Below are 15,418 nucleotides of genomic sequence, written 5' to 3'. Positions count from 1 at the left end.
CATAGACTGAGCCGCATTTTTCGTCTCAAGTCGGTTTGGAGAGTTCGTGGGTTCCGGTAGTCACAGACATACGCTGCGTGCCGGTCTCCGGCCCGCACCGACAGGACGCATGCGTGCCAGCGCGCACGCCGGGCTCAGGACGCCCCCTTCCGCACTTGGCACCCCCGGCCTGGCACGCCCTGCACAGGGACACCGCGCATGAGTACCCAGACCCTCAACGCCCCGCTGGATGCCGGCCGGGCGACGTTGCCGGCCGAGTCGCCGTTGCCGATGCCCGAGCAGTCGCTGCGCGAAGGCCGGCTGCAGGTGCCACGCCAGCGCACCTCGCCGCGGATGATCGGGCTGCGCCGTTTCTACATCCTGGGCGGCACCGCGGCGATGACCGCCGCAGCGAGCCGGATGATGTGGAAGGTGCTGGCCGTCAACGGCATCAGCGTGCTCGAGGCCTGCCTGCTGGTGCTGTTCGTGGGCCTGTTCGCGTGGATCGCACTGTCGTTCGCCGGCGCCGTGGCGGGCTTCCTGACCGCCGTGTTCGATCGGGGCTACAAGCTGGGCATCGACCCGGACGCACCGCTGCCGACCGTGCACACGCGCACCGCGCTGCTGATGCCCACCTACAACGAAGATCCGCGCCGGCTGCTGGCCGGCCTGCAGGCGATCTACGAGTCAGTGGCCGAGACCGGGCAGCTGGCGAACTTCGATTTCTACGTGCTCAGCGACACCCGGCGCGATGACATCGGGCAGGCCGAAGAAGCGGCCTACCGCGCCCTGTGCGATGCCGTGGGCGGCCATGACCGCATCTTCTACCGTCGCCGCGGCGACAACAGCGGGCGCAAGGCCGGCAACATCGCCGATTGGGTCCGCCGCTTCGGCGGCGCCTACCCGCAGATGCTGATCCTGGACGCCGACAGCCTGATGACCGGCGACACCATCGTGCGCCTGGTCGCAGGGATGGAGCACAACCCGGATGTCGGGCTGATCCAGACCCTGCCGGCGGTGGTCGGCGGGCGCACCCTGTTTGCCCGCATGCAGCAGTTCGGCGGGCGCGTCTACGGCCCGGTGATCGGCCGCGGCGTGGCGTGGTGGCATGGAGCGGAGAGCAACTACTGGGGTCACAACGCGATCATCCGCACCCAGGCCTTCGCCGAGCAGGCCGGCCTGCCGTCGCTGCCGGGCAAGGAGCCGTTTGGCGGGCATGTGCTCAGCCACGATTTCGTCGAAGCCGCGCTGATGCGCCGGGGCGGCTGGGCCACCCACATGGTGCCGTACCTCAAAGGCAGCTATGAGGAAGGCCCGCCGACCCTCACCGACCTGCTGGTCCGTGACCGCCGCTGGTGCCAGGGCAACCTGCAGCACGCCAAGGTGGTCGGCTCCAAGGGGCTGCACTGGGTCAGCCGCATGCACATGCTGGTCGGCATCGGTCACTACTTCACCGCGCCGATGTGGGCCATGCTGATGTTGATCGGCATCGCGATCCCGCTGTTCCAGGGCGGCATCGACCTCAATGAAGTGCTGCATCTCTCGCCGGGCGTTTACTGGCGCCACCAGGACGAGACGCAGGTGATCCGCATGTTCGCGATCACCATGGTGGTGCTGCTCTCGCCCAAGGTACTGGGCTATCTGGCCATGCTGCTGGAGCCGGTGGAACGCCGCGGCTGCGGTGGCACGATCCGCGCCTTCATCTCGATGCTGCTGGAGACGATCCTTGCCGCGCTGATGGCGCCGGTGGTGATGTACGTGCAGTCGCGCGGCGTGGCCGAAGTGCTGGCCGGCAAGGACTCGGGCTGGGATGCGCAGCAGCGCGACGATGGCGGAGTGTCCTGGCTGGCACTGGCACGTGGCTATGGCGGGCTGAGCGTGTTCGGTCTGTTCATGGGGGCACTGGCCTATGCGGTCTCGCCCTCGCTGGCGGCGTGGATGGCGCCGGTGGTGATCGGCATGGTGCTGGCGATTCCGGTGGTGGGCTTCACCTCCTCGCGCACCGCCGGCGTGTGGATGCACCGGCTGGGCCTGATGGAAATCCCGGAAGAATCGGCACCGCCCAAGGTGCTGGTGCGCGCGGCCGAACTGCGCCGTGCGGCTGCCGAGGCGCACCCGGCCGGCTGAGCCCTGCGTTGCCGCGATCAGCGCCCCATTGCAGCGGGGCGCGGTCATAATGCGGCTTGAACGTACTGGAGCCGCCTGATGCTGGATACCGTGGAAAACGAAACCGGCGCCGACCCGCAGTGGTCGGTGCTGTGGCTGCATGGCCTGGGTGCCGATGGCCATGACTTCGCCCCGATCGTGCCAGAACTGGTGCGCCCGCACTGGCCGGCGATCCGCTTCGTGTTCCCGCATGCGCCGGTGCAGCCGATCACGATCAACAACGGCGTGCCGATGCGCGCGTGGTACGACATCGTCAGCATGGATTTCCGCTCGCGTGCCGACAGCGCCGGCGTGGATGCCTCGATCGTGGAACTGGAACTGCTGATCGAGCGCGAGATCGCCCGCGGCATTCCGGCCGAGCGCATCCTGCTGGCCGGCTTCTCCCAGGGCGGGGCGGTGATCCTCAGCGCACTGCTGCGCCGCACCCGTCCGCTGGCCGGGCTGATCGCGCTGTCGACCTATCTGCCCGACCCGGCCAAGGCTGCGGCCGCGCGCGTGGCCGGCGCAATCAGCGTGCCGGTGTTCATGGCCCATGGCACGCAGGATCCGGTGATTCCGGTGGCGATCGCCGAGCACACCGCACAGACGCTGGGCGCGCTCGGCCTGCCGGTGGAGTGGCACACCTATACGATGGCCCACCAGGTCTGTGCCGACGAGCTCGACGCACTGGGCAACTGGCTCGAGGCGCGCTTGGCCGCCTGACGCCATGAACGACCCGCGCCAGCAGTCCTGGTTGCCCGAGCTGTGCCGCCTGCCGCGACTGGCGGCGATGCTCGGGTTGGCCGAGCTGGTGGTCGTGGTGGTGGCGCTGGCACCCGATGGCAGCCGCCACTGGACGCTGCCGGACTTCCTGTCCGCCAGCGGCTTCGCGTTGTGGCTGGCGCTGGCAGTGACGGTCAGCCTGTGCAGCGTGCGCGCCATGCTCTCGCGCCTGCCCGAGGTGCCGGGCATGGTGCTGGTGGTGGTGATGACCGGCCTGATCGCCGGCGCGTGCGCGGCGATCGTGCATGCGTTGTACGGGGTGATCGGCGGCGGCAGCTTCGCCCAGACCGTCGGCTTCTGGCGGTTCACGCTGGGCAGCGCGGCGATGACCGCATTGATCAGCGCACTGGCGCTGCGCTACTTCTACGTCAGTGATCGTGGCAGCGCGCAGATGCTGGCCAATGCACGGGCCCAGGCCGATGCGCTGCAGGCGCGGATCCGGCCGCATTTCCTCTTCAACAGCATGAACCTGATCGCCAGCCTGCTGCGCCGCGATCCGGACGTGGCCGAGCGCGCGGTCCTGGACTTGTCCGACCTGTTCCGTGCCGCGCTGGGTGCCGGCGATGGCGACTCCACCCTGCAGGCCGAGTGCGAACTGGCCGAGCAGTATCTGTCGATCGAATCGCTGCGCCTGGGCGAACGCCTGAAGGTGATCTGGCTGCGCGACGAGCCGTTGCCATGGTCGTTGCCGATGCCGCGGCTGGTGCTGCAACCGCTGGTCGAGAACGCGGTGCTGCACGGCATCTCACGGGTGCCTGCCGGCGGCACGATCGTGCTGGCGCTGTCCAGCGACGGCACCCAGCTGCGCATCCGGGTGCGCAACCCGGCGCCGGATCCGGCCACCCGCGGGCTGCCGCTGCTGCAGGGCGCAGGCCACGCACAACGCAACATCGCCCACCGCCTGGCCTGGCGCTTCGGCCCGGCCGCGCGGATGACGGGGGCGTGGGCCGACGGCTACTATGCTTGCGAAATCACGGTCCCGGTCCAGTGAGGAAACTGTCTTGAAGGTGGTGATCGCCGACGACGAACCGCTGGCCCGCGAGCGCCTGCGCTCCCTGCTTGCCGACCAGGCCGGCATCGAGGTGGTGGCCGAGGCCGAGAACGGCGAACAGGCGCTGCATGCCTGCGCCGAACTGCAACCGGACCTGGTCCTGCTCGATATCGCCATGCCCGGCCTGGATGGGCTGGAGGCCGCACGCCATCTGGCCACCTTCGAACCCCGCCCGGCCGTGGTGTTCTGCACCGCGTACGACGCGCATGCGCTGTCCGCGTTCGAAGCGGCGGCCATCGATTACCTGATGAAGCCGGTGCGCCCCGAGCGCCTGGCTGCCGCCCTTGAACGGGCGCGGACCTTCCTGGCCGGCCGCAGCGGACCGGCGACCGCCGCCAGCCAGCAGGCGCGCACGCTGCTGTGCGCGCGCCTGCGCGGCAGCTTGCGGCTGATCCCGGTCGAGGACATCCATTACCTGCAGGCCGAAGAGAAATACGTCGTCGTGCACCACGCGCGCGGCGAAGACCTGCTGGAAGAATCGCTGAAGTCGCTGGAAGAGGAATTCGGCACCCGATTCGTGCGCATCCACCGCAATTGCCTGGTCGCCCGGCACGAACTGGTGGAGCTGCGACGAAATGGCGCAGGCCAGGTCCAGGCAGTGCTGCGCCATGGCCACGGGCCGCTGGAAGTCAGCCGCCGCTGCGTGGCCAGCCTCAAGCAGGACCTCAAACACCTGTAGGCCACGGGGATCCCATCGGGCCCGGCAGGCGCTCACCGTTGGTCGATATGCCTCCGTGCGTCGATAATGGCGCCATGAAGACCCTGCGCATCGCCACCCGAAAGAGCCCGCTTGCCCTGTGGCAGAGCGAATACGTCGCCGACCGCCTGCGCCAGGCGCACCCGGGGCTGGAGGTGGTGCTGATTCCGATGAGCACCCGCGGCGATGAGGTGCTGGACCGCTCGCTGGCGGCGATCGGCGGCAAGGGCCTGTTCCTCAAGGAACTGGAACTGGCGATGCTGCGTGGCGAAGCGGATTGCGCCGTGCACTCGCTCAAGGACGTGCCGATGGAACTGGACGCGCCCTTCGCGCTGCCAGCCATGCTGACCCGTCATGACGCGGCCGACGGGTTCATTTCAAATCTGTACGCCTCGCTGGGGGCATTGCCGATCGGCGCCCGGGTGGGCACCTCGTCGCTGCGCCGCCAGGCCCAGCTGCGCGCGCTGCGCCCGGATCTGGAGCTGCAGGACCTGCGCGGCAACGTCAACACGCGCCTGGCCAAGCTCGACAACGGCGGCTACGACGCGATCGTGCTGGCGGTCGCCGGGCTGGAACGCCTGGGCCTGGGCCACCGCATCGTGGCGCGCCTGGCCGCCCCGGACTGGTTGCCGGCCCCGGCGCAGGGCGCGGTCACGGTGGAGTGCAACGGCGAGGACGCGGCGGTGATGGGCCTGTTCGCTGCGCTGGACGATGCCGACACGCGTGCCTGCGTGGAAGCCGAGCGCGCCATGAACCGCGCGCTGCACGGCAGCTGCCATGTGCCGGTAGCGGGGTTCGCGCAGTGGGAAGGGGAGAATCTGTTCCTGCAGGGCCTGGTCGGCGGTGTTGCCGATGGCCGCATCGTGCGTGCCCAGGCGCGTGGCCCGGCCAGTGACCCGGAAACGCTGGGCCAGCGCGTCGCGCGCGGCCTGCTCGATGCCGGCGCCGGGGAACTGCTCGCGGTGTAGTGCCCGCCACTGGCCGGCAATCCAGGTCGCGCAAGGTTCCCGGGTAGCCGGCCAGCGGCCGGCACTACGTCACCATGGCGGGCGCACCGGCGCCCGCAGCGATTACTTGAACTTGTAGACCACGTTCATCGTGGTCAGCGTGTCGGTCTTGCGCTTGTCATCGGCGACGTCGCTGTTATGACGCGCCTGCCAGCCGGCCTTCAGCGCCAGATGCTCGTTCATGCTCACCGATACGCCGAAATCGTTCTGCGCGAAGGTGTTGTACGAGCCCGATTCGACCAGCAGCGTGTTCACCAGGTCGGTGTTCGGGGTCAGCGTGTACTTGAGATCGAACAGGCCGCGGCCGATCAGGCCGGTACGGGTCGAGTCGTCTTCGGTGTTGTGGGTGCGGCGCACACCCGGACCGATCTGCGCGTCCATGTAGAAGCGCTCGGCGTCGATGATCCGGGTGCCGTAACCGAGACCGAACGAGCTCTGGCGGTCGTAGGTGGCGAAATCGTCGCGCTCGTAACGCACCGTGGCGGTGATCTGGCGGTGTTCGCCCAGCTGCAGCGCGCTGCCGGCGCTGCCGGTGTAGCGGTTGGCGGTGGTGTTGCGGCGGCGGATGGTGGTGCCGTCGTCGTTGGTATCGGTGTACTCCGAGCGCGAGCGCAGGCCGAACAGGTCCATGCTGTGCACCCAGTCATCATCGGTGTAGCGCAGGCGCAGACGACCGTTGAAGCTCTCGGTATTGCTGTTGCCGCGGGCCGAGGCAAAGCCCAGTTCGCCGCCACTGCCGCTCCAGGGGGAGGTCATCGCCGCCAGTTCGGCAACGTCCTGTGCATAAACCGCCGGGGCGCAGAGCAGCAGGGGAACAAGCAACGAAACGCGCAGGGACATCAACGGTTCTCCGTGATCGGACAAGGGGGAGGGACAACAAGGGGGGGATGATACTTGATGCGTTCCACGTCACATTCGGCGATGGGCCGGGGCTTTAGGACCCGTTCGGCCTCGCCCCTGTTCAGGGAATATCGATCCGCAGCGAGGCGTCGTCGAAGCGCGAGTAGGTCACGGTGATCCGGAACGGCTGCCCGTTGGTCTGGCCCTTGCGCTCGATCTGCACCGGCAGGCCCTGCGCATTGACCCAGTACAGCAGGCCATCGGGCGCTGCAGTCGCGTGGCGCACCTCGTATTTGTGTGCGCGCTGGCCGCCGGCGCGTTCTTCGCCGAGGTCGCGCACCTGCAGCTGCGCCGGCTCCAGATCAGCGGGCAACGGATTGCGCCACTGGGCCAGCATCCCTTCGGGCACCGGGATCTGGCGCACTTCGCCGGCACGCTGCAGGAAGAAGGTGCCGCCGATGATGGTCTGCGGACCATCCTCGGTGACGAGGCGGTAGCGGTCCGGGGCCACATAGTCCATCTGTGCCTCCACCGCGCTCGGGCCCTGCATCTTCATCACCGCATGGAAGCTGCGCAGCTGGCCGAAGCGCTGGCTGGCGGCCAGCACCGTGCCGACCGGGTCGGCGGCCGGTGCGGACGCGGCAGGCACCGCAGCCACGGGCGTTTCAGTGCGCCCACAGCCGCTGAGCAGCAGGGCGGCGGCGGACAGGGCAAGGGCGGGCAACAGGCGCATGACGGGCGGCAGCAGGCGATGGGGGCCCCACGATAGCCGAAGATGCAGCCGAAGCCGCCACAACGACGGCGACTCGGACATAATCGGGTCATGGACCGATATGAACGCATCAACGCCCTGCATCGCCTGCTCAAGTCCGCCCGTTACCCGGTAACGGTGGCGGCCCTGCAGGAAAAACTGGAGTGTTCCCGCGCGACTGTCTACCGCGACCTGGCCTTCCTGCGCGATGCGCTGATGGCGCCGGTGGAAGGCGATGGCGAGGCGGGCTTCCGCTACCAGGCCGACGAAAGCGACCGCTTCGAGCTGCCCGGCTTGTGGCTGAGCTCGGAAGAGCTGCACGCGCTGCTGGCCTCCCAGCACCTGCTCTCGCGTACGGGCGGCGGCGTGTTGTCCTCGGTGCTGGCCCCGCTGCAGCAGCGCATCGAAGGGCTGCTGGCGGCGCAGGCCGGTGTCTCCAGCTGGCCGGTCGACCGGGTCCGGGTCATTCCGCACCGCGGGCGCAAATTCGATGAGGCCAGCTTCCGCGCGGTGGCCTCGGCGGTGCTGGAGCGCAAGCAGCTGGCCTTCGAGTACCGGGCCCGCTCCACCGACGAGGCGACCCAGCGCACCGTGTCGCCGCAGCGCATGACCCACTATCGCGACAACTGGTACCTGGATGCGTGGGACCACGGCCGCGAAGGCCTGCGCAGCTTCGCCGTGGACCGCATCTACAAGGCCCGCGTGATCGATACCACCGCGCGCGATGTGGATGAGAGCGAGCTGGACGAGCAGCTGGGCGCCAGCTACGGCATCTTCTCCGGGCCGCCCAAGGGCTGGGCCACGATCGTCTTCAGTGCCAAGGCCGCACGCTGGGTGGCCGATGAGCATTGGCATTCCAAGCAGCAGGGCCGTTTCCTGCCCGATGGCCGCTACGAGCTGAAACTGCCCTACAGCGTCTCGCGTGAGCTGCTGATGGACGTGCTGCACTACGGCTCGGACGCGGAGATCGTCGAGCCGGTCATGCTGCGCGAACAGGCCAAGGCCCTGCTGGCCCTGGCGCTGACCAGCTACGAGTAAGCCGGCCCGGCCGGCATCGGCTCATGCCGTGGGGTCATATGCCCCGGATTCCGCAAGGGCCGGGGCGTGCGGTATCGTGGGGCGTTGCTGCCCCTACGGATTCCGCTGCCCCCATGAAAAAGTACCTGCTGCTCCCGTTGCTTGCCGCCTCGCTGGCCCTGTCCGCCTGTGGCAAGCCGGCCCATGATTCCCAGAAGCTGGTGGTCGCGGCCACCGCGGTGCCGCACGCCGAGATCCTGGCCGTGGTCAAGCCGATCCTGGAGAAGGAGGGGCTGACCCTGGAGGTGCGCGTGTTCAACGATTACGTGCAGCCCAATGACCAGCTGGTGCAGAAGCAGGTCGACGTGAACTACTTCCAGACCGAGCCCTACCTGGACGCCTACAACCGCGACCGCAAGACCGACCTGGTCAAGGTGATCGGCGTGCATATCGAGCCCTTCGGTGCGTACTCGCGCCGATTCAAATCGCTCGATGCGCTGCCCAACGGCGCCGACGTGGTGATCCCCAACGACCCGAGCAACAACAGCCGCGCGCTGATCCTGCTGCACAAGGCCGGCGTGATCACGCTCAAGGACCCGACCAATGCGTTGGCGACCCAGCGCGACATCACCGCCAACCCGAAGCAGCTCAAGTTCCGCGAGCTGGACTCGGCGATGCTGCCGCGCGTGCTGGACCAGGTCGATCTGGCCCTGATCAACACCAACTACGCGCTGGATGCCGGGCTCAACCCGACCCAGGATGCGCTGGCGATCGAAAGCAAGGATTCGCCGTACGTGAACTTCCTCGTTGCCCGCCCGGACAACAAGGACGATGCCCGCGTACAGCAGCTGGCCAAGGCCCTGACCGGCCCGGAAGTGAAGGCCTTCATCGCCGAGAAGTACAAGGGTGCGGTCCTCCCGGCATTCTGACCGGCACCCACGGTAGCGCCACGCCATGCGTGGCTGGCCGCGCCCGCGCGCCAATGATCGCCGACGCGGGCGTCACCCCACGCGGAAGCCCATCGTCGCGTCAACCGCCTGCTGCCAGCCGCGGTACAGCGCCTCGCGCTGATCCGCCGGCATCTGCGGGGTGAAGCGGCGGTCCACCGCCCACTGTTCGGCGATCTCCGCCCGGCTGCTCCAGAAGCCCGTGGCCAGCCCGGCCAGATACGCGGCGCCCAGCGCGGTGGTCTCGGCCACCTGCGGGCGCAGCACCGGCACGCCCAGGATGTCGCTCTGGAACTGCGCCATGAAGTCATTGGCGATCGCACCGCCATCGGCGCGCAGTTCCTTCAGCTCGATGCCCGCATCGGCCTGCATCGCCGCCAGCACATCGCGGGTCTGGTACGCCATGGATTCCACCGCCGCGCGGATGAAGTGTTCCTTGGTGGTGCCGCGGGTCAGGCCGAACATCGCGCCACGCACATCGCTGCGCCAGTACGGTGCGCCCAGTCCCACGAACGCCGGCACCAGGTACACGCCACCGTTGTCAGCGGCCCGCTCGGCGTACGCCTGGCAATCGCTGGATTTGCCGAACATGCGCAGCCCATCGCGCAGCCACTGCACCACCGAGCCGGCGACGAAGATCGAGCCTTCCAGTGCGTATTCCACGCGGCCATCGATGCCCCAGGCGATGGTGGTGAGCAGCCCGTTCTCGGATACCACCGCCTTGTCGCCGGTGTTCATCAGCATGAAACAGCCGGTGCCGTAGGTGTTCTTGGCCATGCCCGGCTCGAAGCAGGCCTGGCCGAACAGCGCGGCCTGCTGATCCCCTGCGATGCCGGCGATGGGCAGGTGCTGGTCGAAAAAGAACTGCGCCTGGGTGGTGGCATACACCTCGCTGGAGCTGCGGACCTGCGGCAGCATCGCGCGCGGAATGTTGAACAGCGCCAGCAGCTCATCGTCCCACTGCAGCGCATGGATATCGAACAGCAGCGTGCGCGCGGCATTGGTCACGTCGGTGACGTGCGCCTGGCCGCCACTGAGGTTCCAGATCAGCCAGCTGTCGATGGTGCCGAACAGCAGCTCGCCGCGTTCGGCACGTGCCTGCGCGCCCTCGACGTGATCGAGGATCCAGCGGATCTTGGTCGCGGAAAAATAGGCATCGATCAGCAGCCCGGTCCTGCGCCGGATCAGCGGCTCGTGGCCATCGGCCTTGAGCTGCTCGCAGATCGCATGGCTCTGCCGCGACTGCCATACCACCGCGTTGTGGATCGGCTGGCCGGTGGCCTTGTCCCAGACCACGGTGGTCTCGCGCTGGTTGGTGATGCCGATCCCGGCGATCGTGCGCGGGTCCACCTGGTGGCGGTTCAACAGTTCGGTGATCGTGGTGTAGACGCTGGTCAGGATCTCGCGCGGATCGTGCTCGACCCAGCCCGGCTGGGGGAAGATCTGGGTGAACTCGCGCTGCGCGCTGCCGGCGATGCGCCCGGCACGATCAAACAGCATGGCGCGCGAACTGGTCGTGCCCTGGTCGATGGCGAGCACGTAGTGCTTGTCCATGGTCTGCTCCGTGGAATCGATGCCGTGAGGCGTGACAGACATACAGCCTACGGCATCGAAACGCGCGCCTGCACGGTGGCCGCCAGGGCCTCGCGCTGTGCAGCGTCCAGCCGCAGGCCGAGATGGCTGCGGCGCCACAGCACGTCCTCGGCGGTGCGTACCCATTCGTGCGTGATCAGGTAGTCCAGCTCGCGCTCGTGCAGGCCGCCGCCATGGTCCTGGCCCAATGCGTCGCGTGTCTGGGCGCCGGCAAGCAGGCCGCTTGCGCGCGTGCCGTAGCTGGCGGCCAGGCGCTGGAGCAGGGCAGGGGGCAGGTGAGGATGATCGCGCTGCAGGGTCTCAGCCACCTGTACCGCGTTGCCACCGTCGCCACCGGGCAGCGGTGGCCCGCCGGCCGTCCAGGCCGGTCCCGTCGCCGGCAGCGAGGGAGACAGGCGCCCAAGCGCTTCCTCGGCCAATGCGCGATACGTGGTGAGTTTGCCGCCCAGCACGCTCAGCAGCGGGGCGCCGGCGGTGTCCAGCTCCAGCCGGTAATCGCGGGTGACCTGCGATGCAGCGCGATGATGATCGGCCAGCAGCGGGCGCACGCCGCTGTAGCGCCAGACGATGTCTTCGGCCTCGACCGGCACGCGCAGGAACCGGTTCACCGCATCAAGCAGATAGGCCTGCTCCTCCGCGCGCGGTTTGACCCACGCCGGATCACCGTCGTAATCGGTGTCGGTGGTGCCGATCAGGGTGAAGTCCTGCTCGAACGGGATCGCGAACACCACGCGCTGGTCGGGCTGCTGGAACAGGTAGGCGCTGTCATGTGCGAACAGGCGCAGCACCACCAGGTGGCTGCCCTGCACGAGCCGCAGCCCGAGCGGTGCATCCAGCCCCGCGCGCTGCAGCACCGTGCCGGCCCAGGGGCCGCTGGCGTTGACCACGCAGCGGGCGCGGATGCGCTGCACGTCGCCGCTGGCCGTACGCAGCACCGCCCACCAGTGGTCGCGGTGGCGGATCAACTGTTCGCAGCGGGTGCGGGTGCGGATATCGGCACCGCGCTCGTGTGCATCCAGTGCGTTGAGCACCACCAGCCGGGCATCGTTGACGCGGGCGTCCGCATACGTGAAGCCGGTCCGGTAGCCCGGCTGCAACGTCTCGCCGCGGGGATCGCGTTGCAGGTCGATGCGCTGCGAGGGCGGGAAATGCGGATTGGGGCGGCCCAGGTGGTCGTACAGCCACAGGCCGGCACGCAGCATCCAGGCCGGGCGCAGATGGCGCGCATGCGGCAGCACGAACGTGGTCGGGGCAATGAGGTGCGGGGCGAGCTGGCGCAGCGTTTCGCGTTCGTTGAGCGCCTTGCGCACCAACGCGACTTCACCCTGCTGCAGGTAGCGCAGGCCACCGTGGATCAGCTTGGTGCTGGCGCTGGAGGTGTGGGCGGCCAGGTCATCCTGCTCGCACAGACATACCGAGAGCCCGCGCCCGGCCGCATCCCGTGCGATCCCGGCGCCATTGATGCCGCCGCCCACCACCAGCATGTCGAAGGACTCGCGCATCGGCGCCCCGGGGCGGATCGGCGTGGTCCGCCGTGGTGGCCAGTGTCGGGCAGTGGTCGGCAACGCCCGATGAAAGTAGCGGGCCCCACAACGACAACGGGCCCGCAAGGGGCCCGTTGTGCGTACTGCGTGGTGCGGAAGAGGCGTGCTTAGAAGCGCGCGCCGATGCCGAAGCCCACGGTCCACGGATCCAGCTTGGCCTTGTCGCCGGTGCCTTCGCCGTTGACGGTCAGTTCCGGGCGCGAATGCATGTAGCGGGCATCGGCGCGGGCGAACCAGGTGCTGTTGATGTTCATGTCCACGCCGACGGTGCCGATCGCGCCCTTGGCGGTCTTCACACCGATGTGGCCGATGTCGCTGGCGAGGTCTTCATTGCTGAAGTTGGACTCGTAGTAACCGGCGCCCACAAACGGACGGAACACGTTGTCGGCCTGGCCGAAATGGTACTGGCCGCTCAGCGCGATCGGCTGCTGCTCGACGGTGCCCAGGCGGGCGCCATCGGTGCCGCGCACGCGGTGGTCGAACTTGTCCGCTGCGCCCCACAGTTCCACGGCCCAGTTGTCGTTGATGTAGTAGCTGAAGCTCAGGGTCGGGGCCGGGCCACCGTCCACCTTGCGCACGCCGTCCAGCGGGTCGTTCTTCGGCTGCAGCAGCGAGACGCCGCCGACCACGGCGAAGTGCTTGCCGGACGCGGTATCAACGGTGCTGTCCTGCGCGAAAGCAGCCGGCGCAAAAGCAAGAGCAGTCAGGGTAGCCAGGGTCAGAGTACGGATGGAGCGCATGGGGGAATCTCCTCAGGATGTTTTTGTTCTGGGCCCCGGTGTTGTGGGGCGAGGCAACCGTAGTCCCCGCAATATGAATCGCATCCGACGCGCGTTAAATTTTAGTTGTTTCCATTCAGCGATCAGTGCGAAACCGCTGTATTTCCGGGCGATCATTCAACCTCCGACATTCATGCATCTGGTGACCGTGTGATGGAAACAACACGCTGCATCGGCTTTCCTGCGCAGCTGAATGCAGGATGCCGCGTGCTGGTGCTCGGCTCGATGCCCGGCGTGGCGTCGCTGCAGGCCGCGCAGTACTACGCGCATCCGCGCAATCGTTTCTGGCCATTGATGGGCGTGCTGTGCGGGATCGACGCAACGCTTCCTTATCCCGATCGCATGCATGCATTGAACGCGACCGGCGTGGGCGTGTGGGATGTGATCGGGCAGTGCGAACGGCGCGGCAGCCTGGATGCGTCGATCGTGCGTGGCAGTGAAATCCCCAATGCGCTGGGCGCACTGATCGAGGGGCTGCCCGCGCTGTGCGCGATCGCCTGCAATGGCGGCACCGCCTACCGCGCGTTCCAGCGGTTCATCGCGCCCGCGCTTGTCGGACCGGCGCAGGCGTTGCCGGTCTGGTCGCTGCCCTCCACCAGCCCCGCCAATGCGGCCTGGCCGCTGCCCCGGCTGGTGCAGGCGTGGCAGCCGCTGTTCGATGCCGTGCGCCGCTGAGGCGGGGACAGCGGCGGACAATACGGTACCGACTGGAAAATTCCGCTTTGCACTGTGCCAAGCCGAATCCGGCCAAAGCAGATGCCTGCAACAGCCTGTCCCGGGACAGGGGGGCGGAAAATTCGCCAAGCCGGTTGGCGCTGGCGCGCGATACCCCCACAATAGGCGATTCCCTACACCAGATTGCCGGAGTTTTCCCCATGGCCGAAATCAAGGAAGCACTTGTCCCCGATATCGGTGACTACAGCGATATCCCGGTAATCGAGGTGCTGGTCGCCGTTGGAGATACCGTCAAGAAAGACCAGGGTCTGGTGACGCTGGAATCGGACAAGGCCACGATGGAAGTGCCGTCCTCGGTGGCCGGTATCGTCAAGGAAATCAAGGTCAAGGTCGGCGACAACCTCTCCGAGGGCAAGCTCGTGGCCCTGATCGAAGTCAGCGAAGAGGCCGCCGCGCCGGCCGCTGCTGCTGCCCCGGCCCCGGCCGCCAAGACCGAAGCGGCCGAGACCGCGACCAAGGTCGAACCCGTCGCCGCCCCGGCCGAGCCGGACAAGCTGGCCGCCCGTGACATCGAACAGTCCGCCGCCAAGCCGACCCAGCCGGCCCCGGCCGCTGCTGCCCCGTCGGGCGGCTCGCCGACCAGCCCGCCGGTCGCCTTCAACGCCGACAGCGTGCTGCCGCAGAAGGTGCCCTATGCCTCGCCGGCCGTGCGCGTGTTCGCCCGCGAGCTGGGCGTGGACCTGAACCAGCTGAGCGGCACCGAGAAGGGTGGCCGCATCACCAAGTCCGACGTGCAGAAGTTCGTCAAGTCGGCCCTGGCCGGCGGCGCCGCCGCCGCTGGCGGCACGGTGGCGGCCGGTGGCGGCCTGAACCTGCTGGCCTGGCCGAAGGTCGACTTCAGCAAGTTCGGTGAGGTCGAGGTCCAGCCGCTGTCGCGCATCAAGAAGATTTCGGGCGCGAACCTGGCCCGCAACTGGGCGATGATTCCGCACGTCACCCAGTTCGAGCAGGCTGACATCACCGAGCTGGAAGCCCTGCGCGTGGCCCTGAACAAGGAAAACGAGAAGGCCGGCATCAAGCTGACCATGCTCGCCTTCCTGGTCAAGGCCAGCGCCGCGGCACTGAAGAAGTTCCCGGAGTTCAACGCTTCGCTGGATGCCAGCGGCGAGAACCTGACCCTGAAGAAGTACTTCAACATCGGCTTCGCGGCCGATACGCCGAGCGGCCTGGTCGTGCCGGTGATCCGCGATGTCGACAAGAAGGGCGTGGTGCAGATCGCGCAGGAATCCGGCGAACTGGCCAAGAAGGCGCGTGATGGCAAGCTCGGCCCGGCGGACATGAGCGGTGGCTGCTTCTCGATCAGCTCGCTGGGCGGCATTGGTGGCACTGCGTTCACCCCGATCGTCAATGCACCGGAAGTGGCCATTCTGGGCGTGTCCAAGTCGTCGATCCAGCCGGTCTGGAACGGCAAGGAATTCGCCCCGAAGCTGATGCTGCCGCTGTCGCTGAGCTATGACCACCGCGTCATCGATGGCGCACTGGCCGCCCGCTTCACCACCTACCTCTCGCAGGTGCTGGCCGACATGCGGCGCGTCCTGCTGTGAAGCAGG

14 protein-coding genes are annotated in these 15,418 nt (G+C 68.0%); 9 read left to right on the top strand and 5 right to left on the bottom strand.

Going from position 1 to position 15,418, the window contains the following annotated elements; all coding sequences use genetic code 11:
- The first annotated feature begins 198 nt into the window (after positions 1 to 198).
- The 5 genes from mdoH (at position 199) to hemC (ending at position 5,623) form a co-directional block, all read left to right on the top strand.
- Positions 199 to 2,106, top strand: coding sequence for a glucans biosynthesis glucosyltransferase MdoH (gene mdoH, locus PV764_RS14920; RefSeq protein ID WP_019183612.1), 1,908 nt, complete (start codon positions 199 to 201; stop codon positions 2,104 to 2,106).
- A gap of 75 nt (positions 2,107 to 2,181) precedes the next feature.
- Positions 2,182 to 2,847, top strand: a complete 666-nt coding sequence (locus PV764_RS14915) for an alpha/beta hydrolase (RefSeq protein WP_172838074.1) — start codon at positions 2,182 to 2,184, stop codon at positions 2,845 to 2,847.
- Between the two features lie 4 nt (positions 2,848 to 2,851).
- Positions 2,852 to 3,898: a sensor histidine kinase gene (locus tag PV764_RS14910; RefSeq protein WP_046273129.1), complete on the top strand. Its 1,047-nt coding sequence runs from the start codon at positions 2,852 to 2,854 to the stop codon at positions 3,896 to 3,898.
- Between the two features lie 10 nt (positions 3,899 to 3,908).
- Complete coding sequence (locus PV764_RS14905; RefSeq protein ID WP_019183615.1) at positions 3,909 to 4,637, top strand: LytR/AlgR family response regulator transcription factor; 729 nt, start codon at positions 3,909 to 3,911, stop codon at positions 4,635 to 4,637.
- A gap of 74 nt (positions 4,638 to 4,711) precedes the next feature.
- Positions 4,712 to 5,623: a hydroxymethylbilane synthase gene (gene hemC / locus PV764_RS14900; RefSeq protein ID WP_421116969.1), complete on the top strand. Its 912-nt coding sequence runs from the start codon at positions 4,712 to 4,714 to the stop codon at positions 5,621 to 5,623.
- Positions 5,624 to 5,725: 102 nt separating this feature from the next.
- Here the strand turns inward: hemC and PV764_RS14895 are convergent, their stop codons facing one another.
- Together PV764_RS14895 and PV764_RS14890 are read right to left on the bottom strand one after the other, a co-directional pair.
- On the bottom strand, positions 5,726 to 6,502 hold the full coding sequence (locus PV764_RS14895) for a DUF481 domain-containing protein (protein ID WP_019183617.1): 777 nt from the start codon (positions 6,500 to 6,502) through the stop codon (positions 5,726 to 5,728).
- A gap of 121 nt (positions 6,503 to 6,623) precedes the next feature.
- Entirely contained in the window at positions 6,624 to 7,235 is a 612-nt protein-coding gene (locus PV764_RS14890) for a hypothetical protein (RefSeq protein ID WP_421116968.1), read from the bottom strand.
- Between the two features lie 90 nt (positions 7,236 to 7,325).
- Here PV764_RS14890 and PV764_RS14885 point away from each other — a divergent pair, with 90 nt between their 5' ends.
- The gene (locus PV764_RS14885; RefSeq protein ID WP_019183619.1) at positions 7,326 to 8,291 is read left to right on the top strand and encodes a helix-turn-helix transcriptional regulator; all 966 of its coding nucleotides are present in this window, start codon (positions 7,326 to 7,328) and stop codon (positions 8,289 to 8,291) included.
- A gap of 113 nt (positions 8,292 to 8,404) precedes the next feature.
- Positions 8,405 to 9,199 carry a MetQ/NlpA family ABC transporter substrate-binding protein gene (locus tag PV764_RS14880; RefSeq protein WP_070426001.1) on the top strand — a complete coding sequence of 265 codons (795 nt, stop codon included), beginning with the start codon at positions 8,405 to 8,407 and terminating at the stop codon, positions 9,197 to 9,199.
- Between the two features lie 72 nt (positions 9,200 to 9,271).
- Here the strand turns inward: PV764_RS14880 and glpK are convergent, their stop codons facing one another.
- The 3 genes from glpK to PV764_RS14865 all read right to left on the bottom strand — a co-directional run bounded on the left by glpK (position 9,272) and on the right by PV764_RS14865 (position 13,094).
- Entirely contained in the window at positions 9,272 to 10,771 is a 1,500-nt protein-coding gene (gene glpK / locus PV764_RS14875; protein WP_421116967.1) for a glycerol kinase GlpK, read from the bottom strand.
- Positions 10,772 to 10,818: 47 nt separating this feature from the next.
- Positions 10,819 to 12,312 (bottom strand): glycerol-3-phosphate dehydrogenase, encoded by a 1,494-nt coding sequence (gene glpD, locus PV764_RS14870; protein WP_421116966.1) that lies wholly within the window; start codon positions 12,310 to 12,312, stop codon positions 10,819 to 10,821.
- Between the two features lie 149 nt (positions 12,313 to 12,461).
- Positions 12,462 to 13,094: an OmpW/AlkL family protein gene (locus PV764_RS14865; protein ID WP_019183623.1), complete on the bottom strand. Its 633-nt coding sequence runs from the start codon at positions 13,092 to 13,094 to the stop codon at positions 12,462 to 12,464.
- A gap of 192 nt (positions 13,095 to 13,286) precedes the next feature.
- Here PV764_RS14865 and PV764_RS14860 point away from each other — a divergent pair, with 192 nt between their 5' ends.
- A complete protein-coding gene (locus PV764_RS14860; protein WP_421116964.1) occupies positions 13,287 to 13,808 on the top strand; it encodes a DNA-deoxyinosine glycosylase in 522 nt (173 codons plus the stop codon).
- Positions 13,809 to 14,008: 200 nt separating this feature from the next.
- Positions 14,009 to 15,412 carry a dihydrolipoyllysine-residue acetyltransferase gene (gene aceF, locus PV764_RS14855; protein WP_421116963.1) on the top strand — a complete coding sequence of 468 codons (1,404 nt, stop codon included), beginning with the start codon at positions 14,009 to 14,011 and terminating at the stop codon, positions 15,410 to 15,412.
- Positions 15,413 to 15,418: the final 6 nt, after the last annotated feature.

This window comes from Stenotrophomonas sp. AS1 (genome assembly GCF_048957655.1).
In the GTDB taxonomy this organism is placed as follows: domain Bacteria; phylum Pseudomonadota; class Gammaproteobacteria; order Xanthomonadales; family Xanthomonadaceae; genus Stenotrophomonas; species Stenotrophomonas bentonitica_A.
Note: the sequence above shows the minus strand (reverse complement) of the source record. Positions and strands in the feature narration are given on the sequence as shown.

Bases quoted from the DNA above. Each gene is read 5' to 3' on its own strand.
- aceF (WP_421116963.1), top strand. From the start codon at position 14,009: ATGGCCGAAATCAAGGAAGCACTTGTCCCCGATATCGGTGACTACAGC.
- PV764_RS14885 (WP_019183619.1), top strand. From the start codon at position 7,326: ATGGACCGATATGAACGCATCAACGCCCTGCATCGCCTGCTCAAGTCC.
- PV764_RS14910 (WP_046273129.1), top strand. From the start codon at position 2,852: ATGAACGACCCGCGCCAGCAGTCCTGGTTGCCCGAGCTGTGCCGCCTG.
- glpK (WP_421116967.1), bottom strand. From the start codon at position 10,771: ATGGACAAGCACTACGTGCTCGCCATCGACCAGGGCACGACCAGTTCG.
- glpD (WP_421116966.1), bottom strand. From the start codon at position 12,312: ATGCGCGAGTCCTTCGACATGCTGGTGGTGGGCGGCGGCATCAATGGC.
- PV764_RS14890 (WP_421116968.1), bottom strand. From the start codon at position 7,235: ATGCGCCTGTTGCCCGCCCTTGCCCTGTCCGCCGCCGCCCTGCTGCTC.
- PV764_RS14865 (WP_019183623.1), bottom strand. From the start codon at position 13,094: ATGCGCTCCATCCGTACTCTGACCCTGGCTACCCTGACTGCTCTTGCT.
- PV764_RS14860 (WP_421116964.1), top strand. From the start codon at position 13,287: ATGGAAACAACACGCTGCATCGGCTTTCCTGCGCAGCTGAATGCAGGA.
- mdoH (WP_019183612.1), top strand. From the start codon at position 199: ATGAGTACCCAGACCCTCAACGCCCCGCTGGATGCCGGCCGGGCGACG.
- hemC (WP_421116969.1), top strand. From the start codon at position 4,712: ATGAAGACCCTGCGCATCGCCACCCGAAAGAGCCCGCTTGCCCTGTGG.
- PV764_RS14895 (WP_019183617.1), bottom strand. From the start codon at position 6,502: ATGTCCCTGCGCGTTTCGTTGCTTGTTCCCCTGCTGCTCTGCGCCCCG.
- PV764_RS14880 (WP_070426001.1), top strand. From the start codon at position 8,405: ATGAAAAAGTACCTGCTGCTCCCGTTGCTTGCCGCCTCGCTGGCCCTG.